This window comes from Aureibacillus halotolerans (genome assembly GCF_004363045.1).
Lineage (GTDB): Bacteria > Bacillota > Bacilli > Bacillales > DSM-28697 > Aureibacillus > Aureibacillus halotolerans.
The window spans coordinates 182630-205754 of record NZ_SNYJ01000006.1; the positions used below are offsets into that span (position 1 = coordinate 182630).

The following is a 23125-nucleotide window of genomic DNA, read 5'->3' on the forward strand; positions in this document are numbered from 1 at the left end:
GCAAATAAAAAACGCCTTGGTATATAAACCAAAGCGTTTTCTACAGCAATTATTCACTTACCGGGACAAGAGCTCCTTGAAATTCTTCTTCCATAAACGTTTGCAGTTCGTCCGAATGCAATACTTCAACCAAAGTCTTGATCGCTTCATTGTCTTTATCTTCACTTCGAACAGCAATGATGTTGACATATGGAGATTCGGACCCTTCTAAAGCAATCGCATCCTCCAACGGATTAAGGTCAGCATCAATGGCAAAATTCGTGTTGATGGCAATTGCATCAGCCTCATCATTTTCATACGTTGCCGTTAATAGCTCTGGGTTAACATCATTGCGAATCGTAATGTTTTTTGGGTTTTCAACAATGTCTTCAAGCGTTGCATCGGCCTTGTTGACACTTTCGTCAAGCGTAATGACACCTTCTTTTTCTAAAAGAGCTAACGTCCGGCCAGTATCAGAGACGCTATTGCTTATGATGATCGTCCCGTCTTCTGGAAGGTCGCTTAAAGATTCAATACGCTGCGAGTAAAAGCCCATCGGTTCAATATGAATGCCGCCTGCATTGACAAAATCATAACCGAATTCTTCTTTTTGGGCTTCAAGATAAGGAATGTGTTGGAAGTAATTCGCATCTAAGTCCCCTGATTCTAAAGCCTTGTTTGGCATTACATAATCAGTGAACGTTTCAATTTCTAGAATAACGCCTTTTTCTTCCAAAAGTGGCTTTGCATGTTCTAAAATTTCCGCATGTGGCGTCACAGAGGCACCAACAACGAGCTCAACAGGTTCTTCAGCTGTCGGTTGATCCCCTTCACCATCTGATGCAGATGAATTCGAATCGCTTGTCCCACTTCCGCCAGATTGTCCGCATGCCGCGAGCAATACGAGCAAAGCGAGCAATAAAAGACTTGATAATTTCTTCATCATTAACCCTCCGTTTTTCTATCTTTTGTCTATCCATTTTGTAAGTCCGTCGCCAATGGCTTGGACGATAAACACAATGATTAAGATGGTAATGGTCGCCACAACCGTGACGTCGGGATTGCTTCGCATAAAACCTTCCTGGTAGGCCAAATCTCCTAAACCACCTGCTCCAATTGCCCCAGCCATCGCAATGTAGCCAATTAGCGCAATGGTTGTTACGGTAATGCCTGAAATTAACGCAGGCATCGCTTCCGGAAGGTACACGCGAAACATAATTCTTAAAGGCCCTGCTCCCATCGATTGTGCCGCCTCAACGACACCTCGATTAACTTCTCTGAAGGCTATTTCAACGAGCCTTGCATAAAACGGAATTGCTCCAAGGGCTAAGGCGGGCAACGCTGCATTTTTCCCCAAAATAGTGCCCATCAAGACCTTCGTGAAGGGCAGCAATAAGATAATTAAGATGATAAAAGGAATCGATCGAAAGACGTTGACAAATGCCGCCACAATCCAGTGAATAAACCGATTCTCCCACATTTGCTTCTTTGATGTGAGGAATAAGAGCAACCCAATTAATATCCCAAAGATGAATGTCAAAGCGATGCCAATCACCATCATATAGACTGTCTCATACGTCGCAATTTGCCACTTCTCCAAATCAAAATTCGGGAACCATTGGTTTATCACGATTGCATCACCTCAAATTGCACGTGCTTCTCTGAAAGAAAGGAATACATATCATTGCGTGTGTCTTCATTGTCTTCAGCAATATGAAGCAACAAATGACCATACGTGCCTTCCTCTGCTTTCGCGATATTGCCTTGCACTATGGAAATATCGACTTCAGGGTAAGCACGGATGAGCAGTGGGAGCAATTGGCCCTCACCATCTTTTCCAACGTAATCGATGCGAACAATAGCCCCTTTCGGATGAAGAGCAGCTAATTCTTCAGGAGTTGAGGAAGTCCCACCAGGATCCATCACCTGCTTGACAAAATGCTTTGTAATGTCCTTTTTTGGTTGTTGAAAAACCTCAATAACATTTCCTTGTTCAACGAATTTGCCTTCCTCCATGACAGCCACCTGATCACAAATTTTGTGAATGACATGCATCTCATGCGTAATGAGGATAATCGTTAATCCTAGTTTCTCGTTAATGTCAGTAAGAAGTTCTAGAATGGAATCCGTTGTTTTCGGATCAAGCGCTGAGGTTGCTTCATCACAAAGCAACACCTTTGGATTATTTGCGAGTGCACGAGCGATACCAACGCGTTGCTTTTGACCACCGCTCAACTGGGATGGATAGGCGTCTTCACGTCCGTCTAAACCTACCAATTTAATAAGCTCACTCACTCTTTTTTCTTTCTCATCCGTGCGGACCTTTGCTACCTCAAGAGGAAACAAAATATTCTCACGCACGGTCCTTGACCAGAGGAGGTTGAAATGTTGAAAGATCATACTAATTTCTTGCCTAGCTTTCCGCAGTTCGTCCCCTTGGACCTTTCTCATGTTCCGTCCTGCCACAAAGATATCTCCTGAGGTTGGACGTTCAAGCCCATTTAAAAGACGAATCAAAGTACTTTTCCCTGCGCCACTATATCCAATAATCCCGAAGATGGTTCCTTCATCTACTTTTAGGTTAACGCCATCAACAGCATGCAAAGACCCTTGAGTTGTTTTAAAGACTTTTTTCAACTTTTCAATTTGAATCATTGTATTCAACCTGCTTTCTACGTCTCTACATATAAAAATTCAGAGTGTAGAAAAAAGAAATGCAACTTCATTCATTTATCAGGAATTTGCAGAAGTTTCATTCTTCATTACACTAATGAATCGATAACTCAAAAGATTTTCGCATGTGAGATGGCGTTATGTCAACCTAAATCGAGATCGTTCAATTAATTGACAAAAGCAAAGGCCTGATCTAAATCCTCTATCAAGTCATCAATGTGTTCAATACCGACAGAGAGACGAATGAGGTCTTCTGATATACCACAATCGTCTAGCTCGCTTTTTGATAGCTGCTGATGCGTTGTACTCGCTGGATGAATAATTAAGCTCTTTGCATCTCCGACATTGGCTAAATGTGACCACAGCTCCACATGCTCTATTAGCTTAACTCCGGCATCTCTTCCTCCTTGGATGCCAAAAACAATGACCGCGCCAGCTCCTTTTGGTAAATAGGTGGTTGCGTGCTGTTGGTCGGGATGAGATGAAAGCTCAGGATAACTTACCCAAGTTACTTTCGGATGATTAGTTAGATACGAAACCACTTTCCTTGTGTTGTAGATGTGCTCCTTCATGCGAACATGGAGGGTTTCTAAACCAAGGGCCAGTTGAAACGCATTAAATGGGCTAATTGCTGCGCCTAAGTCTCGCAGAACCTGCACGCGCGCTTTCACGATAAAGGCTTGATTGCCAAAGGCTTCTGCATACACAATGCCGTTGTAGCTTTGGTCTGGTTCTGTAAAGCCAGGGTATTTTGAGGAATTCCAATCAAAATGTCCACCATCAACGATAATTCCTCCGAGGCTAGTGCCATTGCCCCCGATCCATTTTGTCGCAGAATGAACAACAATATCCGCGCCGTGTACAAGAGGTTGTAATAGATATGGAGTAGGAAACGTATTGTCCACGATTAGAGGTACGCCGTTCTCATGAGCGACATCTGCAACCGCCTTAATATCGAGTACACGCATGCTTGGATTGCCGATGGCTTCAGCAAAAACGGCTTTCGTTTTTGTTGTGAAGGCGGCTTTCGTTTTTTCTTTATCATTCAGATCGACAAACTTGGTTTTAATGCCGTAACGAGGCAATGTGATCGCAAAAAGATTGTACGTCCCTCCATAAAGTGAGTTTGAGGCGATGATTTCATCACCGCTCCCAGCAATTGTTAAAATCGCTGTAGAGATTGCTGCCATTCCACTTGCCAAAGCCAATCCAGCGACGCCTTGTTCCAATTGAGCGACTCTCTCTTCAAGGACAGCGACTGTCGGATTATGAATCCTCGAGTAGATATACCCTTCTTCCTGCAAACCAAACAAATTGGCTGCATGTGCAGGATCTTTGAACGCATATGCATTCGATTGATAAATAGGCAATGCTCTTGCACCAGTTACAGGGTCAGGTGATAAACCTCCGTGGACACCAATTGTCTCAAAACGATGTTTATTTGCAGACATTCCAATTCCCCCTATACACGTTAAAATAAGCGTGCTTAAAACCGATAATCCTGATTGGATTTAACGAATTTTAACACGCCATACCGTATAGGTCAATCGTTTTATTTCCCAGGCAATCCTCTTTATGGAGTTGCTTCTATAATAAGATTTTTTTCAGGAGTATTGGCAACAGACCAAGGCCAAGCTGTTTCTTTTGAGTTTGCAAGCTGCTTCTTTATCTCTTTAAAAGAAAGGGCTTTAAACTCTTGCAAAGTGAAAGGAACTTGATGCCTCGAAGCACTCAAAAACAACATGTATTTTGCTGGAGAAACGCCTTTTTCTAAGGCTTCCATCCGACGTTCATTATTTGTAGACATCGTTGTCACAGCAATGGGCTCTTGAACCACTTCACTATTCGAGAGCTTTTCCATCTCATTTTGAATCGTCATACGAAAAGCTTGCGCATCTTTTTGTTCATCTACCATCGTCAGCGACATCAATACCTCTGGTTGCTCCTGCAAATGACCTTGTTTTTTAGAAGCCGCAAGGTATTTTTGAGCAAATAAGGTAAAGGAAATAAAAGGTGTCAGGTTCATCTCATCGACAAACGTTTCATCGGTTGGAGGAATGGGTGTCCATGAAATCACCTGCATAGAATCATTTAAAGATGCCTCTAAACTTGCTTTTAAATCCATGCTCACATACGCTGATACCTTCTCATCCTGTGTTGCACTCGGCACATACGTTGTGATAATGAGGGCGCTTAATAAAACAACCATAAAAGATGAGGCAAGAGGTATGAAAGGGCCCCAGAAGTTGCGTTTCGGAAGATGGACTTCATCGCCTAGATGAACGTCACCTCTCAAAAACACTCTTCGAAACGCACCATCCTTGGTTAGGACAATGGTTTTTTTGCCTTTTTTATCGACCACGATCCCTTTCGTCAACGCTCCCCCTCCTTTCCTAAGGCGAGTTACGAATCAATGTAAGACTGCAGCGCATGGAAATTTTTAAGATAAATCAACGCAACTGCTATTATATACTTTCGATTCCTTTCAATAGTTTTTCGACTACAGGACACCAATTCCTCTAATTTTCTCATTGGAAGTCGCTTTTTTTGCATTAAATACTCAGAAAGCTCACTATCTGTAGCTAAAAGGCGCGCAATTTCCTTTGCGTTATCCCTAGCATCGATATGTTTCGGACATTGCTTGCTAAGGACACTAAACGTGATGCCAAACTCTTGCAGTAGCATTTGATAATCTTCAATCTCATCCATTCGTTGTTCACGTTGTAACTCAATTTCGTAATGGGCAATGGACGCACGTTGCTCCGCATAATTCTCTTCCTGAGCAAAATCTTCATCCTCCTCGTACGGAAGGACAATATGTTGATTTTGACGTTGTTCACGACGAATATGATCGATGACCCTTCGGCGTATGACCATATTGGCAAACGTGAGGAACTTGCTCCCTTGATTAGACTGAAATTGATCTATCGCTTCATTAAACGCAAGAAGTCCTACACTGTATTCATCCATTGACTCATTAATATACCGTCTACAAACCTTTGAAATAACTTTTTTTACAAAGGGCTGGTATCCTGAAATTAGTTCATGGCGCAATAACTCATCACCACTTTGTGCTAGTTTCACCTTATCCTCCATGATTGAAGGTTGTCCGTTTTCAGGTGTCGCCCATTTTAAGCGAAGAGAGACCATACATCCTTCACCTCTTTTTTTAAGATTAATGTATACGTAAAATGTCGAATAATTTTGTGGATTAGTCTTTCAGAAAATAGTAGTGAAAAGCGTCAAATCATTTTTCCAATAGCCTATCGTCGTGTGAAGCGAAATAAATAACTGGCAATTGGTAGTCAGAAAGAAGTACTCATTCAATTTATAACATATTTAAGCCAGCAAGCAGAATACTTGGGCAGAAATTGTATTGAAACCGTAAAATTCAACCCGTATTTATCACAAGAATGTAATCTTGGTCTAAGAATGACCACATTTATTAGACGAAATGAAGTGGAAAAAGTTTCACACTCGCTACAATTAAGGAAAATTATTTTGTAGAAAAAACAATGAACATTCAGGACTTTGGACCTTGCAACCTTACAACTACAAAACCTGTCGAAAGTTGAAAAATTCTAATAAATACAGTTATGGAAATCCTATGTTACAATCCTTTATGTAAGCGCTATCAAAATTAGGGGGTTGAAGACATGCATTTGGAATCATTTATCAATCACTACATCCTCATTAAAAAGCAAAAACCGGCCAACGTGAATGATTTATTGGATTATGCCACAGCCTGCTATATCGACGAAGAATTATCACCTCGGGAATATCGTTGCCTTTTAAACGACCTTGATAAAAAGGGTTCAAAAAAACCTGATTACATCGTCGGAGATGTCTACACTCCTGTTCATATGCTGTCATAATGTCAATTGCATTGCGAGTTTTTCACAGGTAAGGCCCCGACGTTCTTTATCGAACATCGAGGCCTCTTTATTTTGTGTAACTTTATGGCGTCTGAACAAATTCAACTACTTTAGGCACTGATTCAAATGCATACAACTTATCAACAGCTTGATGATTTTCGATTTTCACTAAACAAGGAACACTTTCAATTTTCCATTCCTTTGCCTTTTGAGCATGATAATTCACATTTATTTTTCCAATCATTAGCTCAGGTCTGACTTCCATTACAATCGTAAGTATTTTCTCAGCAAGCTGACACGTACCACACATTGTTGTCGATACGAAGATATAGCTTGCCTGATTGTCTGACTTCGCTAACACATTCTCAAGCTTGTTCATATCCCATTCTTTCATACGACGACTCCAATCAGCATTCATCATTCTAAGTAAACTTCACTGTGATATTCGCTTGCGCCATTAAGGAGGCTAAATAGTCTGCAGGTGTTGTCGCTACCTCTCGATATACCCTATCCACGTATAAATGTTTTGCATGTGGAAGTTCTATTCGTAGCTGTTTTCTCAATTTTTCACCTGCATCGTCAGCATCGACAAGCACGTACACTTCACGATTATCCAACTCATGTTCTTCAATCATTGCATCAAGCTTTTCAACGCCCAAAGTGCCATAGGTGCATAGGATATCAAGTGGTTCATTAATGACTTTTTTTATGGCTTCTTTGTCCGTTCTGCCCTCAACAATTAATACTTTTCGACCGTCCAAATCCATTCGTCCCACACCCTCTTCAGTAAGGTCCTTATTAGTTTACCATGATCCTACAAAAAATGTGACGGCGGACACATGAAATCCATTAAGGCAAAGCAGGCAACACAGAAAAAGGGCAGCGTCATTATCGCTACCCCCTTTTCCTTTCGTATGCAGGTTACCTACACCAACCAAGATCACAATCCTCAGTGTCCTGAAGAGCGGCATCTGGTGTTTCTCTTAGTGAATGAAAAATATGCGTTTGATCTGAACTTACGGAATAGCCTGGTTTAAGCTGATAAGCGACTTTTGAAGAGGATGCAGAAATAGCACCTATCTCATCTTCCTCGTGGTAGAGGACAATGCTTCCATCTACAATTTTCGCATAAACTTCTGCTGTGATATCCAAGGCTTTGTCCATCACAATCCACATCCTTTTAAGGTGATTGCCACCTTCCTAGTATGTGAAATACAATCTGTATCACGCAGAAAAAACAATGCTAATTTAGTCTTCCTCAACCATTTCTTGGTACTGTTCTGCGTTCATTAATTCTTCGATGTCCTCGTTGTTTGCAGGTTCAACAACAATCATCCAAGCTTTATCATAAGGAGCCTCATTGACAAGCTCGGGGCTGTCTTCCAAGTCTTCATTAATTTCAACGACTTTGCCACTAATCGGCGCATACAGCTCAGAAACTGTTTTGACTGATTCAACACTTCCAAAAGGCTCGTCCGCTTTGATCTCAGCCCCAACCTCAGGCAGTTCAACAAAGACAATATCACCAAGCTCTGATTGCGCAAAGTCAGTAATGCCAATTCTCACAAGCTTTTCTTCACTTTTTACCCACTCATGTTCTTCCGAGTAGCGTAGATCCTTTGGTAAATTCATTTTTTAACCCTCCGATATGTTAGATAGATACTATTTTACAATAGATCGTACATAATAACAATTATAATTTCTTTATTGCTAATCGAGCCATGTGGCTTGAGCAACCTCTTCTTTAAAGCCCACCGTTACAGTCACTCCATTAGTAATGATAGGGCGTTTTATTAGCATACCATCTGACGACAACAATGTCGCCTTTTCATTCTCAGTCATTGTCGGAAGCTTGTCTTTCAATTGAAGCTCTCTGTATTTTTTACCGCTCGTATTAAAAAATGATTTTAATGGAAGATTATTCTCATCTGCCCATTGCATCAGCTGCTCTGCCGTTGGGGGGTGTTCTACGATATGGACCTCTTCCCAATGAATACCATTATCTCTTCCCCACTTCACGGCTTTTTTGCATGTGCTACAAGGAGGATACATGTAAATCGTTAATTTTCCCATAAGATCATCTCGCTTTTGTTTTTTATCACAGTATAGTTTTTCTTCACACACACACACTATACCGACAATTATATTAAGGAGGAAGAAGACTTTGCAAGCACAATCATCGACAATGACGCAGCCTCCTGCTGTCATTACAACGAAGGACTTGCTTTATATTTCAGACATGCTTTCGTGGAACACAACTGCCATCAAAACACTTCAAGATTACGCAAATCGTTGTACCGATCCTCAAATTTCTCAAGCTCTACAGCAAGCCTACACGATGCATCAAAAACATTTTGACATGCTTCTAGATCAGATGTCCTCAAAACAAGAGAGGTTCGTTCAATAATGATACAACAACAACCGGTTCAAAACCAAAATGCAATGACGCAAGGCACTGTCGCAATGACAGATAAAGAATTTATTACACAAGCGTTAAGTACCGAAAAGTACATGTCACATGGGTATGGCGTTGCGTTAAACGAGATGAGCCATCAGCAGCTTTTTTCTTGTGTAGACACCATTGCTCGTGAAACGCAAGCATGTCAACGTTCATTGTATACCCTCATGTTCCAGAAAGGCTGGTATTCCTTAACTCCCGCCAATCAAGCAGACATCGCTAAAGCTGTTCAACAGTACTCTCAAGAAAAACAGCAATTCCCAAACGCTTAGTTATCATGGATGACATTGCAATCGTGACTAGTTCACGATTGTTTTCGAGTGTAGACAATGAGCACCTTAAAAGCGATGCAACAACGAAAGCGTGCGTTTGCCTACCCCTTCCTTCTCAGGCTGGATGAAAACGCTTGTCTCTCAAAGCGTGAAGCCTTGGGAGGCGCGGAGTTGCCATACAGACAATGAGCACCGTACAAGGCGATACAACGATGAAAGCGAGCGTTTGTCATCAGCCTGAGCTTGATTGCAGCAGTCGTTTGGACCTATAATTCCGCCATTCTAACGCACTAATACATACACTTAACCAAATGAGACCAGCAGCAAAGCCAGCGAGTATATCTGTAGGATAATGCACACCTAAAAAAATTCGACTTAAACCGATGAGTAGAGAAAGTACAAGTGCACTCACTAGCAGCAAGAATTGTTTACGTTTGGACGTGACGTATCGTGACAGTATGTATGCGATCATTCCGTAAGCAATACAGCTTCCCATCGTGTGTCCACTCGGAAAACTATACCCTATGCCATCTACTGTTTCTAATAAGGAAGGGCGTTCTCTTTGAAAAATTTGCTTCAATAAAGTGTTTAACAGCCCTCCACCCCCTACAGTGATACAAAAAAGGATGATTGAAAACCATGACTCCTTTTTCCTTATCATGATGATGACGACACCAATGGATAGTACGGTTAAAAACCAAATGGACCCGAGCTCTGTGATCCAGGCCATGCCGTTCGTAACGGCTGGGGTGTTCACTTGCTCGACCCACCCATTTACGATGACATCAAATGCAAAACGCTCTTTTTCTAAAATATCTTCAGCAATTGTAATAAAGGTCGCCATCGAAGCAATGACGACAAGACTTCCTAATAAAACAAATATTATTCTAGATATTGGAAGCTTTTGTTTCAAATCTGTGCTCATTCCTAATCCTCATGTCCTTTTGTCGTTTTTCAAGGATATACCCACTTCTCTATTTATCTAAAACCTTCTGTCTAATGATCCAACCGCTCAATAGCCCATTCACGCTTCTTTTTTTGAAAAACAAGCGTCGCTTTATACGCAGAGGCTTCTCTTTTTTGGACAGCAGTGTCTCTCATCTCATCCATATTAGTGTAACGACCTGCTAGCCACAAAGGAACTGACAGCTGCGTTCGTGATGACGTAATTTCGGCAAAGTGAATAACAAGCCCATCTCGCGAAAGCTCAAAGAGATGTTCAGCCAATGAATCTGGCAAAGATGGAACCGCTTGCTTTCTAAAGCCTGGAATTGGTAGCTTCTTTAGGCTGTTTTTTTGCACTTGCGCCGAAATAAACTGACTTAGAAAGTATGTAAAATCTTTTGATTGTTTGTAGTATAGCTTGTTAAGGAAGCCATCATAATGCGTTAGAAAAGCAAAGCGATTATGAAGAACGGGAGAAAATGCCGAACGCACCGGACTCATTTTATGTCCTAAAAATAAAAGGTTCGCCAACTCATTGTCGCTAAGAGAATTCACGCTATCTATATCGTCAAAGTCTACCCAGCACAAGCGGCCCCCTTCCTTCTGTTCGTGTAATAGATGTAGCGTGTCTTCATTAATCAATGGAAGCAGTGTATGAAGATTTACATCTGTTTGACCACCTTCACTTGCAAGGAGCAACAATTGCGAAAGTGGATAGAGGCTATGGGAATGAAAATCTTTAAATGTCATTCCGTGTGTAAAAAGCATGTTCTGCTCTGGGTGAGAAAGTACATAAAACAACGTTTTTCTTTCATGCGCAGCCATAGTGACATCCTTTCTAATACGATTGCTCTCATCATAACGCCTAGTCGATTAATTAAACAAGTGATTTCGATTGGCACTCAGTCGTACCGTGCCTCAGACTATAGTCTGATCATAACACCATTCTTCCGCTCGTTATAGATCTTACTGAATTACCCTAAACTAAACGTAGTAAGTCACAAACATTGCAAAGGAGGGAGCCCAAGTGCACGATCCTCATCATCGCAAAAAGCACCCGATATTCGGTACATTGCTCGCAGGTCTTGGTGTGATTATCTTTCTCGCTGTGCTCGGTTTGAATTTAGGAAATATCATTCGATTAGGTGTTGCTGTACTGTTTTTCTATCTTGCGTGGAAATGCCACACATCACGTAAAGAATCGAAAACAGCCACAATTATTTTCGCCGTCATCGGTGGTATTCTGCTCATCAGCTCACTTGATATATTGATCGGGCTTGCCATATCAGCTCTTTTTATATGGCTCGGCACAAAATTATTAAAAGGCAAAAAGGAGCCAGAGATCGAGATCGTCACGCCTGGTTACTTTGAAACGAACGCCCAAGCTCATTCGTTTGACAAAGAATTTGAAAGAAAAATGAACACAAAAAAATATAATTAATTTGGAGGAATTATGATGATGTTTAAACGTTTACGTGACCTAACAAAGGCAAGCATTAATGATGGTATTGATAAGCTGGAGAATCCTGTCTCCCTTTTGAACCAGTATATTCGTGACATGGAAGAAGAAATTGCCCGTGCACAGCAAGCTGTAAGTAAGCATATGGCAGTTGAAGATCGTTTTGGACGTCAGTTGCAAGAAACAAAAGACCTCATTGAGCGCCGTACTCGTCAAGCGCAAACTGCCATGGATGCAGGTGAAGAAATTTTAGCAAGAAAAGCCCTAACCGAACGCTATCACCACGAACAAAAAATTGAAAACTATGAAGCCTATTACGCTCAAGCTAAAGAACAGGTGGAAGAGCTTCAATCACAATTGAACGAGCTTCGCAGCCAATATAGTGATTTAAAAGACCGTAAGCATGTGTTGATTGCAAGAGCCAATGCCGCAAAAACACAGGAACAGATGCTTACTGCGATTGAGTCCTTCGATAATGAGAGTGCAATGAAAGGTTTCAATCGTATGGAAGAACGAATTGCTGAGAAAGAATCAAAAGTACGAGTGTTGCGTCAAAACCGTGCCTATTCTTCCACAAGCGACCGTGTTGAAAACATTGAAATGAACAATGCGATTGATGAACAACTTTCTAAATTACGCAAGCCTTCAGCTTCTCCAGAGAAAGTCGAAAAGGCGTCATCAACAACTACTAGCAGTTCCTCATGAGGAACTGCTTCACCAAAATCCATTCTCTCTTTTGTCGAATTGTAGTAGAATGGAATGCGAGACATTTAGAACGAGGTGAAAGGAGTATGGGCCATGAGAAAAAAGAACTCTCTATTTGGATATCTTGTTATGCTGCTGGGTTTCTTCATCCTATTGGAGATCCTCATTGAGAGCATTGATATATCCGACTTCTTTGGTCCTGCTTTGTTCTTTATCATTGGTCTGCATTTTTACCGCCGTGGACGAAAGCTGCTTGGCGGGTCATTATTAGCCATCAGTGTTGTCATTCTTTTTAATGTGTTCTCTGTCGATATATCTGGATTGGTGTTTGCCTTTGCATTAATCGTTGCAGGCTATTACCTTCTGTCAACGAAGCATAAACGACCAAAAAAGGTACGGGAAGACGAAGAGGAATCACCAACGTTTACAACAGACTGGGATAAAGAATTTGACAAAGAGTTTGAAGAAGCCATGGGACATCAGATGCATTCTCAAGGGGGAACGTCTTCGCACTCCTCTTCTCATAAGAAACATGCACATTCATTCGATGACCACGTCGCTGTGAACTTTTCGAGAAGCTCCCTTATTGGTGATTTCAAAATGGTGGACCAGCGATTTGAATTAAAGCATTCTAAAATTTCGAATGGAATCGGTGACATGACAATTGATTTGTCAAAAGCCATCATCCTTCAAGAAGAAACAACTCTTCAATTAAGTGGAATGATCGGGGATATAACGATTTATGTACCTTACGACCTCGATGTGTTTGTTGAAGCTTCTGTAACGGTTGGTGACCTAGAGGTATTAGGTTACAAACAAGGTGGATTGAATCGGAAGGTTAAGGTAAAGAGCAATCGATATGATCATTCCATCAAAAAGGTGAAGCTCGACATTTCTCTTCAAGTGGGCGACGTGTCAGTGAGGTATATTTAACATGCAACAACAACGTAAGCTATCAAATACTCAATGGAAATTTGTTCGCTTCGGAGCCTGGATATCGGGTGCTGTCAGTTTCATTGCAATCCTTGTTTTAACGCTTCTCAGAGAGTTGACGTGGACATGGTGGGTGCAAGAAACGTTTATCGGCATCCCGATTTCTTTTTTAATGATTTTGGGATGTAGCTTTATTGGGGCGATGAGCGGCTATATTTTAGGAAATCTTTTTAAAAAGAGAATTGAACTCTTTTCGCAATCGATTCTTGATTTAGAGAGAGGAAATTTCACGAAGCTCATCCCAGATTTAGGGGATGATGAATTTGGCGAGATGGCGAAGCAGCTTAACGCGATGGCGAGTAGAATCGAGGCGCAAATTGCGTCGTTGCAAAAGCTCTCAAATGAACGAGCGGAATGGAGCGACGGCATGAAACAAAAAGCCGTCAATGAAGAACGCCAACGCCTCGCGAGAGAATTGCATGACGCCGTTAGTCAACAGTTGTTTGCGATTTCAATGATGTCTTCTGCTCTACAACAAACGATTGCTGATGATAGTCCTGCACAGAAACAGATTGAGGCCGTTGAGCGCATGGCTGGCACCGCACAATCTGAGATGAGAGCCCTTCTCTTACATCTTCGTCCCGCACATTTAGAAGGAAAAGGATTAGTCGAAGGTCTTGAAGAATTACTTATGGAGCTACACTCCAAACAAGAGGTTGATATCGAGTGGCATATGGGATCACCAAGCCATATTCCGAAAGGCGTTGAGGACCACCTTTTTCGCGTGTCTCAAGAAGCATTATCAAATATTCTCAGACATAGCCAAGCATCAAAGATTTTATTTAAAGTGACGACTGTTCAAAAACAGCTTCGTATTGAAATCGCCGATAACGGCATAGGGTTTAATGTTGAGCAGCAACGCACGTCGTCGTATGGCTTAAAGACAATGCAAGAGCGCATTATCGAAGTTGGCGGAGTGCTCGAAATACATTCTTTGCCGAATAAAGGAACGACAATCCATATCAAGGTTCCACTTCTCGCCCAAAAAGGAGAGTAAGCGTAATGATAAAAGTATTGCTTGTTGACGATCATGAAATGGTACGAATGGGGCTCGCCGCTTATTTAAGTACACAGGAGGACATTGATGTCATTGGCGAGGCGTCAAACGGCAAAGATGGGATCAAATTAGCCACTGAGCGTCAGCCTGACGTTATTTTAATGGATTTAGTGATGGATGGAATGAATGGAATCGAGGCAACGAAGGCGATTATTGAGAAAAATCCAGCAGCCCGAATTATTGTACTCACTAGTTTTATGGATGATGAAAAGGTCTATCCTGTCATTGAAGCGGGAGCCATGAGCTACTTGTTGAAAACCTCTAAAGCGTGGGACATTTCTCAAGCAATAAGGGCTACGTTCCGTGGCGAAGGCGTCATGGAAACGCAAGTAACGAACAAGATGATCCAGAGAATGCGAACAGCAAATCAAAAACAACCCCATGATCAGCTTACTGTACGGGAGCTTGAAGTGCTTAAGCTCATCGCGGATGGACAATCCAATCAAGATATTGCCGACACACTATGCATTACGATCAAAACCGTTAAAACCCATGTCAGTAGCATCTTTCAAAAGCTTGATGTGTATGATCGAACGCAGGCAGCCATCTATGCATTACGTCATCATATCGCTGAATAAGTCCTCCATTTACCCTAATGTGAATTAAAAACCTCTTTGAACATTCCTCCCTTATTGTTTACACTGTAATCTAATTACATATAAGTTTGGTAGTAGAGCTGTTTAACACTGCTTGATGTAAAAGCCGTACAGCTCTTTTTGTTATGCGATTTTTAAGGAACAAAGCTGAGTGAAGGCGTAGAATTGCCATACAGGCAATGAGCATTCAAACGAAGCAAAGCATTGATGAAAGCGAGCGTTTCTCATCTCCAACCCTTCAGGCGCATTGAAAACGCTTGTCTTTCGAGGCGTGAAGCTGAGTGAGGCGCGGAGTTGCCATAAGGGCAATGAGCACCGAACGAAGCAAAACAACGATGAAAGCGAGCGTTTCTCAAAAGCCTGAAAAAAAAGCCTCCCGCATGATACTAACGCGGGAGACTTTTTCACGTTATTGAGCTTTAGGGAAAATACGCTGAATGGTTTCATTGAATTCATCAACAAAACCGCTAATCGGTTTTCCGTTTTCAATATCCGTCACGTAACCTTGTAAGCGATCTAGAAAATCTGCATTTGCGGAGACATACACACGTTCGATAGAGTTGTCCGCTTCACGAACCTTGTCTGCTACTTTCTTCTTCGTTTCTGAAGACATGGCGTTTTCATTGCCATCTTTTAGCTTCACACCGACGAAGGCGTTGTGATTTGTTACAACCACGGTAGCATCTTCTACTTCTTCAAGCTCTGTCACTTTTTCAGAAGCTTTTTCAGCAACTCGGAAGCGCTCATTGTTCATATCTACATCGTTATTCGTTTCAGACATACGACGTAGCCCTGGTTGGCCATCCTGCGCGTTATCATAACGCATACTGTAGCGGTTGTTATCATAACGCACTTGACGGAGTTCTGAAGCGCTATTCCGTTGAAGGCTTTGCTCTCCATTATCCGTAGAACCATTCGCACAACCTGTTAGTAGAGCTGCGGCTGCAGCACCAGATAATACATATCGCAATATACGTTTGTCCATGCGTCTCTTCCTTTCTATCCTTTAAGGTTACGCGTTTATTAGCATGGACATTGGCAGCGATACTATACACATAGTAATTTTCCAATTCGTCTACACTAACGAGAAGGAGGAATATATGATGTGGATTGATTTAATCACTGTTCTCGTTAGGCTCATTATTATTTTGCCGTTTTTATGGCTCATTTTGTTGTTTATGGGACAACGCTCTATGAACCGCTTAGGTATTTTTGATTTTATGATCGTGCTGTTGATCGGTTCGCTTGTTGGGGCCGACCTCGCTGATCCTCATATTGTGTATTGGCCTACGCTTATTGCCCTCACCTGTATCGCACTTCTTCAAAAAACAGCTGCCATTTGCAAAATGAAATGGCAGCAGGTACGGAAGGTGGCGAATTTCGAACCATTGCTTGTCATCTTTGACGGAAAAATGCTGAGTGAGCGACTCCTTGATGTCCAATACAGTCCTGACAATATTCTTGAGCTTTTGCGAGAGCAAAGCATCTTCTCAGTCAATGACGTCTATGCAGGCTATGTTGAGAATTCTGGTAGTTTGTCCATTGTTAAACAAAGTGCACGTTCGACGTTTTTTGTCACTGTTGTCATGGAAAAACGTATTATTGCTTCTGCACTCGATAGCGTTGCGATGAGTCTTCCTGAATTTAAAGCCTTGCTTGCCACACATGAGTTATCCGTCGATGAGCTTCTGTACTGTGGAATAAATGAAGCCAAGCAATTGGAATGGTCTCGTTATGGCGAAGCTCCATCATTTGACCCTGCGCTTCAATAACCGAGTTTGACATCAACCACATTGACAGAAAGTGTGCCCTTACTCGTTAAGGAGCTCATGTTGTCGTTCAAGATGTCGCATACACGCTCATCGTAATGGAGAGTTGAGCCTGCGGTATGTGGCGTCATCACCACTTGATCCATAGTCCAAAACGGATGAGATTCTGGAAGGGGCTCCGTTTCAAATACATCCAGACCTGCACCTGCTATTGTGCCCCTTTCAAGTGCATGCAACAACGCATCCTCATCCACTGTCTTTCCCCGACCGACATTGACAAAGAAAGCATTGGGCTTCATTACTCCAAACTGTTCCTTTCCAAAAAAGCCCGTTGTTGCCTCTGTGAGCGGCAAACTATTAACGACAAAGTCGCATCGATCCAATACGATATTTGTTTGCTGTTCCGCAAATATTTCGTCAAAACCTTCAACCGCTCTCCCACTTCTAGAAATGCCAAGCACATTCATGCCAAATGCTTTACAGCGCTTTGCCGTTTCTTGCCCAATCGCTCCAGTTCCAAAAAGCCCTACGGTCGTCCCATACATCTCCGCATTCATATTGGCATGATGCCATTTTCGGTCCTTTTGCTGCCGGACATATTGAGGAATTTTACGGGTCCAACCAAGCATTAATGCAAAGATTGTTTCAGCGATAGGAACACCATGCACGCCACTTGACGTCGTCACCGTGATGCCATTCTCAGAAAGTTCCTTTAGTGGCACATTGTCGACCCCTGCGCTCCACGTATGCACCCATTTCACTGACCCAGCAGTAGTGGTCATCCGTTTCAGCATTTCACTTGAAGGAGCCGCCACAGCGTCAGCCCGTTGCAATTCCTGCATTTCATCCTCGACACTGTCTTTCGAGACAATCGTCCACTCAGGGTTCGCCTCCTGAAGACGCAACATTATTTCCTTGGAAATGTTTCTGCCTATATATAATCGCATTCAGCTCTCGTCCCTTTTCTATGTAATAACCGCTCGAAAGCGGCTTTATTCCTTGTCGAACAATACGCTGTAAGCCCCAAATCCTTCATTCTCAAGGTTTGCCTTAGGGATAAAGCGCAATGCCGCAGAGTTAATACAGTACCGTAATCCATTTGGCCCAGGACCATCATTAAACACATGGCCTAAATGTGAATCTGCTTCGTGACTACGAACTTCTGTACGAATCATACCGTGTGTCAAATCACTTTTTTCAATGACTTCCTTTTCATCAATTGGTCGAGTGAAACTTGGCCAGCCACATCCTGCATCGTATTGATCGCGGGAACTAAATAGGGGCTTCCCAGAGACAATGTCAACGTAAATGCCTTCTGCTACATTATTATAATACTCATTCGTGAAGGGGCGTTCTGTCGCATTTTCCTGTGTGACTGCGTATTGAATATCAGTTAGTCGATCACGCAACTCTTGTTTGGAAGGTTTCTTACTGTTGCCCCAATTCCGTTGAATGAAATCAGCGCGACCCGACCCTTTAGAATAGCGTTCATAATGGCCTGGATTCTTTTTGTAGTAGTCCTGGTGATGCTCTTCAGCAAGGTAAAACGGCTTCGCCGGAAGGATTTTTGTCACAATCGGTTTGGAGAATTTCCCGCTTGTCTCCAAAGCTTCCTTAGATGCTTCAGCTAAATGTTTCTGTGCATCCGAATGATAAAAAATGGCTGTTTCATATGACGAACCACGGTCATGAAACTGTCCTCCCGCATCCGTTGGATCGATCTGTTGCCAAAAATAGTCTAGCAGTTTTTCATAGGACATCACCTCAGGGTCGAACGTAATCTGTACGGCCTCAAAATGCCCTGTTTGGTTCGAACAAACCTCTTCATACGTCGGATGTTCTGTATGCCCACCTGTATAGCCAGATAAAACCGTCTCAATCCCTGGTTCTTGGTCAAATGGCTTCACCATACACCAAAAACAGCCACCAGCAAATGTTGCTTGTTCCATCGGTATAGCCTCCTTTTGGTCTCTTTCTTATTAGATTACCCTCTTTTCGGTATCGTTAGCGAACTTCCTGCTCTTTATCTAGAAAAAGCTTGTCTAATAGTTCGTTCAAGAGGTCGTTTGGAGCTTTTGTAAAAGTCGAGTTACGTTCCATTATTTCTGACCTTGTCATCACAGTGCTTGCTGGGTGATTCAGTGCCTGTCCATCATGCTCAATTAATGTTTCAATATCCTTTGGTCTCATTTCAAAATGGCATTGTAAGCCTACAACTCGATCGTTCAATGAAAATCCCTGACACTCACACATCTTATTTCCGCCTAGAGAAACTGCACCAGGAGGCAGTGTGAATTGATCATTGTGCCAATGGAAAGGCGTTAGCGTTTGCGGCCATGACGAAAAAAGAGTCCTCCCAGTGTTGTTTTGTTTTTGTATTTCGAACCAGCCAATCTCTGGTCGATTGCCCTGAAAAATCGTTGAACCAAGCAGCTGCGCAATAAGCTGAGCACCTAAGCAAATTCCTAGAATCGGTTTGTCCGTCGCAAGACTCTGTTTCAGAAATGTTTTTTCAGGTGCTAGCCATGAATACAATGTCTCATCATTCACACCCATTGGGCCACCCAATACGATTAGCCCGTCCGCTCGTTTGCCTTCAAGGAACGTCGGATCTTCCTCTGCAAGTGTACTTGTGAGTTTCACGCCACGATGCTTTGCCCAATCTTCTATAAATGCTGGTGTTTCAAAAGAAACATGTTGTATGCAATGAAGTGCCGTCATAAATTTCCTCCTCTTTGCAAATGCTATAAATAGTTTCGCATGCAGGAGATGAAAAGTCACTACATATAGAAACGGCTTGAACATCTCATCACACCACCCCACAGTGCGATTGACAGTTTATCTTTTTAAAAAATAGGTTATAGTCCTTTACACCTGATAGGAGGAATGAAGTATGTCAACGACTGCCGCAGACCATCTGGTACAACGACTTAAGGCATGGAATATATCTCATATTTACGGTATGCCTGGTGATTCAATAAACAATGTGATTGAATCTTTACGGAAAACGTCTGATGCGATTGATTTTATTCAAATAAGACACGAAGAAACCGGTGCATTGGCAGCTGCTGCTTATGCAAAATTAACAGGAAAGATTGGTGCTTGCTTATCCATTGGCGGTCCAGGAGCGATTCATTTACTTAATGGGTTATATGATGCCAAAAACGATAGCGCACCTGTGCTGGCGATTATCGGACAAGTGTCCAGTGAAAGTATGGGACGAGACGCCTTTCAAGAAGTCGCTTTAGACCGCTTGTTTAATGATGTTGCCGTGTACTGCCAATCAGTGACTTCGGCGGATTCACTGCCGGACATTGCCAATCAAGCCATTCGAACGGCATACGCTGAAAAAGGCGTTGCCGTTATCATTGTCCCGGACGATATCGCGGCACAAAAACTTGATTCAATCTTACCTCATACATCCGTTTCCCTTCACAAGCGTGTGGATGAGCTTCCACCTGCAGATGCGTTGTCTACTGCAATCGATGCTCTTTCGAAAGCGAAAAAGCCGGTCATTCTTGCGGGAAAAGGAGCCATGCACGCGCGCAAAGAGCTTGAAGCATTTGCAGATCATTGGGCTGCCCCTGTCATTGTAAGCTTTCTAGGAAAAGGAGTTATACCAGACGAACACCCCTTCATGCTTGGGCATTTAGGTCAAATTGGGACAAAACCTGCGTATGAAGCTATGGAAGAAACAGACCTGCTTATTATGGTTGGGACATCCTTTCCCTATCGTGATTTTTTGCCCGATGATGCGCCCGCCATTCAAATTGACAACGATCCCACGCAAATGGGAAAACGGTACCCGATTACATGTGGATTGCTAGGAGACGCCAAAACCACTCTAAAAGAACTTATTCAGGCAACCCCACGAATAAACGAGCGGAACTTCCTCGAAGCATGTCAGAAAACGATGGAGCATTGGCGTGCTCATTTAGCGCATGATGAAGAAGCTTACACGAACCCCATTCTCGCACACCAGGTCGTTCCTGAAGTACAGCGATTGACGAACGATGACGCCGTCGTTTCTATTGATGTAGGCAATGTAACCGTATGGGCTGCTCGTCATTTTAAAGCTGTCAATCACCAGTTTGTATCTTCAGGTTGGCTAGCCACTATGGGATGTGGACTCCCTGGCGCTATTGCCGCGAAGATTGCGTATCCAGAGAGGCAAGTCATTGCTTTTTGTGGAGATGGCGGCTTCGCAATGGGCATGCAGGATTTTCTGACTGCCGTTAAATATGAACTGCCCATGCTGATTATTGTGATGAACAACGAAGTTCTTGGCATGATTAAATACGAGCAGCAAGTCGGCGGTCACCTTAATGAAGGCATTGAGTTGCACGGCGCAAACTATGCAAAGTTTGCGGAGGCGTGCGGCGGTGAGGGCTATCGTGTGGAAACTCGAGACGAGCTGCGCCCTGCTCTTGAAAAGGCTGTCCTGTCAAAAAAACCGACCATTGTTGACGTGGTCATCAAGGACCAACCGCCACTACCTGGAAAAATTAATGTGCATCAGGCGCTTAACTATTCTAAATACCTGCTGAAAGAAGCATTCGAGAATCATTCGACCGAACTACCGCCATTGAAGAAAAGCCTGCAGCGATTTTTCTAGAATATCTCCCCATCGCCAAACGGTGGTGGGGTTACTTTACATCATTTTGGAGGTCTAATCTATGCATACACTTTCAGTCATTCTCATTGTTTTAGCTATTATTTTTGTTATTTGCATTGCCGTTCCAGTCGTTTTTGCCATCATCCTTATCGCAAAAGATGAGAAACAAACAGAGCATTCTATCCTTCGTAACTATCCATTATTAGGGAAGATGAGATATATTATTGAGAAGGTTGGTCCTGAGCTTCGGCAGTATTTATTTCATAATGACAATGAAGCAAAACCTTTTTCCAGAAGAGAAATCAAAACAACCTATATTTCCGCAAAATACCATTCAAGGTTGCTTGGCTTTGGTTCACAGAGGGACTTTTCCTTACCTGGGTTTTATATTAAAAATGCATTTTTCCCTACGCAACGAGAAGAGATCGAAGTTGACAATGAGAACAACATCTCATCAAAACTTTATAAAATTGATAAAGACAACCTTTTCCGCCGCAGTGAGCACCGAGAAGACGCTGATATCGCGCCATTTCTTTTACGTGAAGAAGACGCGATCGTCATTGGAGAGCAGACATGTCGTCAGCCTTTTAGGGTACGAGGATTTATCGGGCAATCTGCAATGAGCTACGGAGCCCTTGGCGACAGAGCCATTACGGCATTGTCAACAGGCCTCGGACTCGCTCAAGGCACGTGGATGAACACTGGAGAAGGTGGTCTCTCCCCCCACCATTTAAAAGGCGGGGCAGACTTGATTTGCCAAATTGGTCCAGGGTTGTTTAGCTATCGTACGAAAGAAGGCGAGTTCTCGTGGGAGGATTTCACCAAAATCAGCAAGCTGCCAAATGTAAAAGCATTTGAACTTAAGCTCGCTCAAGGGGCAAAAACAAGAGGCGGACATGTTGATGGAGCGAAAGTTACCCCAGAAATTGCCGCTATTCGAAATCTAGAGCCATGGGAATCTGTCGATAGCCCCAACCGGTTTAATGAGTTTAGTTCAATTGAGGAGATGTTTGCTTTTATAGAGAAGCTCAGAGAGGTCGGGGGAAAGCCAGTAGGCATAAAAATCGTCGTTGGTCATACCGAAGACATTGAAGAATTGGCAAAACATATGGCTCAAACGGGGAAGGGGCCTGATTTTATTACTGTTGACGGCGCAGAAGGTGGTACCGGAGCGTCGTTTCAGGAACTCGCAGACGCAACTGGCCTTCCACTTACGTATGCCCTGCCAACCTTGCATATGATGCTTAAACGATACAATGTCAGAGACCGCGTCAAACTATTCGCCTCAGGAAAATTAATTACGGCAGATAAAGTTGCCTTTGCCCTTTGCTTAGGTGCGGATCTCGTCAATATCGCACGTGGTTTTATGTTTTCTGTTGGTTGTATTCAGGCGCAGGTATGTCATACGAACCACTGCCCTGTCGGGGTCGCCTCAACAGATCCTCACCTTCAAAAAGCGTTAATCGTTGAGGAAAAAGCGTTTCGTGTCTGCAATTACGTCCTTTCTTTACGTGAAGGCGTTTTTAATCTTGCTGCCGCAGCAGGCGTTAAAAATCCGACACAGTTAAATGAACACCATATTGCTTATCGAGACGGAAACGGAAATATGACGACCGGCGAAGAATTTTTTAAGAGCGGCGTTAAAGCTACTTCGTTCTAACGTATTCAAGGGCTTCCCTAGCTTAGGGGAGCCTTTTTGCTTTTTAAAGGGTAGCAACCCGGTGGTTCA

At 42.8% G+C, this 23125-nt stretch carries 28 protein-coding genes and 1 pseudogene; 11 read left to right on the forward strand and 18 right to left on the reverse strand.

Going from position 1 to position 23125, the window contains the following annotated elements; all coding sequences use genetic code 11:
• Nucleotides 1-49 precede the first annotated feature (49 nt).
• The 7 genes and pseudogenes from EV213_RS09410 to sigI form a co-directional block, all read right to left on the reverse strand.
• A complete protein-coding gene (locus EV213_RS09410; RefSeq protein WP_133580269.1) occupies nt 50-925 on the reverse strand; it encodes a MetQ/NlpA family ABC transporter substrate-binding protein in 876 nt (291 codons plus the stop codon).
• A 15-nt stretch (nt 926-940) separates the two neighbouring features.
• Nucleotides 941-1609: a methionine ABC transporter permease gene (locus EV213_RS09415; protein WP_133580270.1), complete on the reverse strand. Its 669-nt coding sequence runs from the start codon at nt 1607-1609 to the stop codon at nt 941-943.
• The gene (locus EV213_RS09420) at nt 1606-2634 is read right to left on the reverse strand and encodes a methionine ABC transporter ATP-binding protein (RefSeq protein WP_133580271.1); all 1029 of its coding nucleotides are present in this window, start codon (nt 2632-2634) and stop codon (nt 1606-1608) included. The genes EV213_RS09415 and EV213_RS09420 overlap by 4 nt, the downstream gene beginning before the upstream one ends.
• 185 nt (nt 2635-2819) lie before the next feature.
• Entirely contained in the window at nt 2820-4103 is a 1284-nt protein-coding gene (locus tag EV213_RS09425; protein WP_133580272.1) for an O-acetylhomoserine aminocarboxypropyltransferase/cysteine synthase family protein, read from the reverse strand.
• A 122-nt stretch (nt 4104-4225) separates the two neighbouring features.
• A complete protein-coding gene (locus EV213_RS09430; protein WP_243740049.1) occupies nt 4226-4777 on the reverse strand; it encodes an anti-sigma-I factor RsgI family protein in 552 nt (183 codons plus the stop codon).
• 144 nt (nt 4778-4921) lie between these two features.
• A pseudogene (locus tag EV213_RS21320) lies at nt 4922-5014 on the reverse strand (anti-sigma factor domain-containing protein); the annotation flags it as partial.
• A gap of 41 nt (nt 5015-5055) precedes the next feature.
• Nucleotides 5056-5802, reverse strand: coding sequence for an RNA polymerase sigma-I factor (gene sigI / locus EV213_RS09435; protein WP_133580274.1), 747 nt, complete (start codon nt 5800-5802; stop codon nt 5056-5058).
• Nucleotides 5803-6308: 506 nt separating this feature from the next.
• On the opposite strand from sigI, the gene yppF reads away from it, so the two are divergent.
• Nucleotides 6309-6527 (forward strand): YppF family protein, encoded by a 219-nt coding sequence (gene yppF / locus EV213_RS09440; RefSeq protein WP_133580275.1) that lies wholly within the window; start codon nt 6309-6311, stop codon nt 6525-6527.
• A gap of 82 nt (nt 6528-6609) precedes the next feature.
• On the opposite strand, the gene EV213_RS09445 is transcribed toward yppF, so the two are convergent.
• The 5 genes from EV213_RS09445 to EV213_RS09465 form a co-directional block, all read right to left on the reverse strand.
• The gene (locus EV213_RS09445; RefSeq protein ID WP_133580276.1) at nt 6610-6921 is read right to left on the reverse strand and encodes a thioredoxin family protein; all 312 of its coding nucleotides are present in this window, start codon (nt 6919-6921) and stop codon (nt 6610-6612) included.
• 28 nt (nt 6922-6949) lie between these two features.
• Nucleotides 6950-7294, reverse strand: coding sequence for a toprim domain-containing protein (locus EV213_RS09450; RefSeq protein ID WP_208112737.1), 345 nt, complete (start codon nt 7292-7294; stop codon nt 6950-6952).
• A 154-nt stretch (nt 7295-7448) separates the two neighbouring features.
• Nucleotides 7449-7691: a DUF2553 family protein gene (locus EV213_RS09455; RefSeq protein ID WP_166639232.1), complete on the reverse strand. Its 243-nt coding sequence runs from the start codon at nt 7689-7691 to the stop codon at nt 7449-7451.
• 84 nt (nt 7692-7775) lie between these two features.
• The gene (gene gcvH / locus EV213_RS09460; protein ID WP_133580278.1) at nt 7776-8159 is read right to left on the reverse strand and encodes a glycine cleavage system protein GcvH; all 384 of its coding nucleotides are present in this window, start codon (nt 8157-8159) and stop codon (nt 7776-7778) included.
• Between the two features lie 78 nt (nt 8160-8237).
• Nucleotides 8238-8600 (reverse strand): arsenate reductase family protein, encoded by a 363-nt coding sequence (locus EV213_RS09465; protein ID WP_133580279.1) that lies wholly within the window; start codon nt 8598-8600, stop codon nt 8238-8240.
• A 91-nt stretch (nt 8601-8691) separates the two neighbouring features.
• Here EV213_RS09465 and EV213_RS09470 point away from each other — a divergent pair, with 91 nt between their 5' ends.
• Together EV213_RS09470 and EV213_RS09475 are read left to right on the forward strand one after the other, a co-directional pair.
• Nucleotides 8692-8934 carry a DUF305 domain-containing protein gene (locus EV213_RS09470; RefSeq protein ID WP_243740050.1) on the forward strand — a complete coding sequence of 81 codons (243 nt, stop codon included), beginning with the start codon at nt 8692-8694 and terminating at the stop codon, nt 8932-8934.
• Nucleotides 8934-9257 carry a spore coat protein gene (locus EV213_RS09475; RefSeq protein ID WP_243740051.1) on the forward strand — a complete coding sequence of 108 codons (324 nt, stop codon included), beginning with the start codon at nt 8934-8936 and terminating at the stop codon, nt 9255-9257. The genes EV213_RS09470 and EV213_RS09475 overlap by 1 nt, the downstream gene beginning before the upstream one ends.
• A gap of 232 nt (nt 9258-9489) precedes the next feature.
• Here EV213_RS09475 and EV213_RS09480 read toward each other — a convergent pair whose 3' ends face one another.
• Together EV213_RS09480 and EV213_RS09485 are read right to left on the reverse strand one after the other, a co-directional pair.
• Nucleotides 9490-10182 (reverse strand): phosphatase PAP2 family protein, encoded by a 693-nt coding sequence (locus tag EV213_RS09480; RefSeq protein WP_133580280.1) that lies wholly within the window; start codon nt 10180-10182, stop codon nt 9490-9492.
• Nucleotides 10183-10253: 71 nt separating this feature from the next.
• The gene (locus EV213_RS09485) at nt 10254-11027 is read right to left on the reverse strand and encodes a hypothetical protein (protein ID WP_133580281.1); all 774 of its coding nucleotides are present in this window, start codon (nt 11025-11027) and stop codon (nt 10254-10256) included.
• A gap of 202 nt (nt 11028-11229) precedes the next feature.
• On the opposite strand from EV213_RS09485, the gene EV213_RS09490 reads away from it, so the two are divergent.
• From EV213_RS09490 to EV213_RS09510, 5 genes are all read left to right on the forward strand, one after another.
• Complete coding sequence (locus tag EV213_RS09490) at nt 11230-11643, forward strand: LiaF transmembrane domain-containing protein (RefSeq protein ID WP_133580282.1); 414 nt, start codon at nt 11230-11232, stop codon at nt 11641-11643.
• A 12-nt stretch (nt 11644-11655) separates the two neighbouring features.
• Complete coding sequence (locus EV213_RS09495; protein WP_133580283.1) at nt 11656-12366, forward strand: PspA/IM30 family protein; 711 nt, start codon at nt 11656-11658, stop codon at nt 12364-12366.
• A gap of 93 nt (nt 12367-12459) precedes the next feature.
• On the forward strand, nt 12460-13299 hold the full coding sequence (gene liaF, locus EV213_RS09500; RefSeq protein WP_133580284.1) for a cell wall-active antibiotics response protein LiaF: 840 nt from the start codon (nt 12460-12462) through the stop codon (nt 13297-13299).
• A gap of 1 nt (nt 13300) precedes the next feature.
• Nucleotides 13301-14356 carry a HAMP domain-containing sensor histidine kinase gene (locus EV213_RS09505; RefSeq protein WP_133580285.1) on the forward strand — a complete coding sequence of 352 codons (1056 nt, stop codon included), beginning with the start codon at nt 13301-13303 and terminating at the stop codon, nt 14354-14356.
• A gap of 5 nt (nt 14357-14361) precedes the next feature.
• The gene (locus tag EV213_RS09510; protein ID WP_133580286.1) at nt 14362-14994 is read left to right on the forward strand and encodes a response regulator; all 633 of its coding nucleotides are present in this window, start codon (nt 14362-14364) and stop codon (nt 14992-14994) included.
• Nucleotides 14995-15421: 427 nt separating this feature from the next.
• Here the strand turns inward: EV213_RS09510 and EV213_RS09515 are convergent, their stop codons facing one another.
• Nucleotides 15422-15997, reverse strand: a complete 576-nt coding sequence (locus EV213_RS09515; RefSeq protein ID WP_133580287.1) for a YhcN/YlaJ family sporulation lipoprotein — start codon at nt 15995-15997, stop codon at nt 15422-15424.
• A gap of 115 nt (nt 15998-16112) precedes the next feature.
• Here EV213_RS09515 and EV213_RS09520 point away from each other — a divergent pair, with 115 nt between their 5' ends.
• Complete coding sequence (locus EV213_RS09520; protein WP_166639234.1) at nt 16113-16784, forward strand: DUF421 domain-containing protein; 672 nt, start codon at nt 16113-16115, stop codon at nt 16782-16784.
• On the opposite strand, the gene EV213_RS09525 is transcribed toward EV213_RS09520, so the two are convergent.
• The 3 genes from EV213_RS09525 to EV213_RS09535 are packed head-to-tail and all read right to left on the reverse strand — an operon-like array spanning nt 16778 to nt 19502.
• Complete coding sequence (locus EV213_RS09525) at nt 16778-17728, reverse strand: D-2-hydroxyacid dehydrogenase (RefSeq protein ID WP_133580289.1); 951 nt, start codon at nt 17726-17728, stop codon at nt 16778-16780. The two genes, EV213_RS09520 and EV213_RS09525, sit on opposite strands and share 7 nt — an antisense overlap.
• 45 nt (nt 17729-17773) lie before the next feature.
• A complete protein-coding gene (gene msrA / locus EV213_RS09530) occupies nt 17774-18730 on the reverse strand; it encodes a peptide-methionine (S)-S-oxide reductase MsrA (protein ID WP_133580290.1) in 957 nt (318 codons plus the stop codon).
• 55 nt (nt 18731-18785) lie between these two features.
• A complete protein-coding gene (locus EV213_RS09535) occupies nt 18786-19502 on the reverse strand; it encodes a type 1 glutamine amidotransferase (RefSeq protein WP_166639235.1) in 717 nt (238 codons plus the stop codon).
• 172 nt (nt 19503-19674) lie between these two features.
• On the opposite strand from EV213_RS09535, the gene EV213_RS09540 reads away from it, so the two are divergent.
• Together EV213_RS09540 and EV213_RS09545 are read left to right on the forward strand one after the other, a co-directional pair.
• Nucleotides 19675-21396, forward strand: a complete 1722-nt coding sequence (locus EV213_RS09540; protein ID WP_133580292.1) for a pyruvate oxidase — start codon at nt 19675-19677, stop codon at nt 21394-21396.
• Between the two features lie 61 nt (nt 21397-21457).
• Entirely contained in the window at nt 21458-23056 is a 1599-nt protein-coding gene (locus tag EV213_RS09545; RefSeq protein ID WP_133580293.1) for an FMN-binding glutamate synthase family protein, read from the forward strand.
• The last annotated feature ends 69 nt before the right edge of the window (nt 23057-23125 follow it).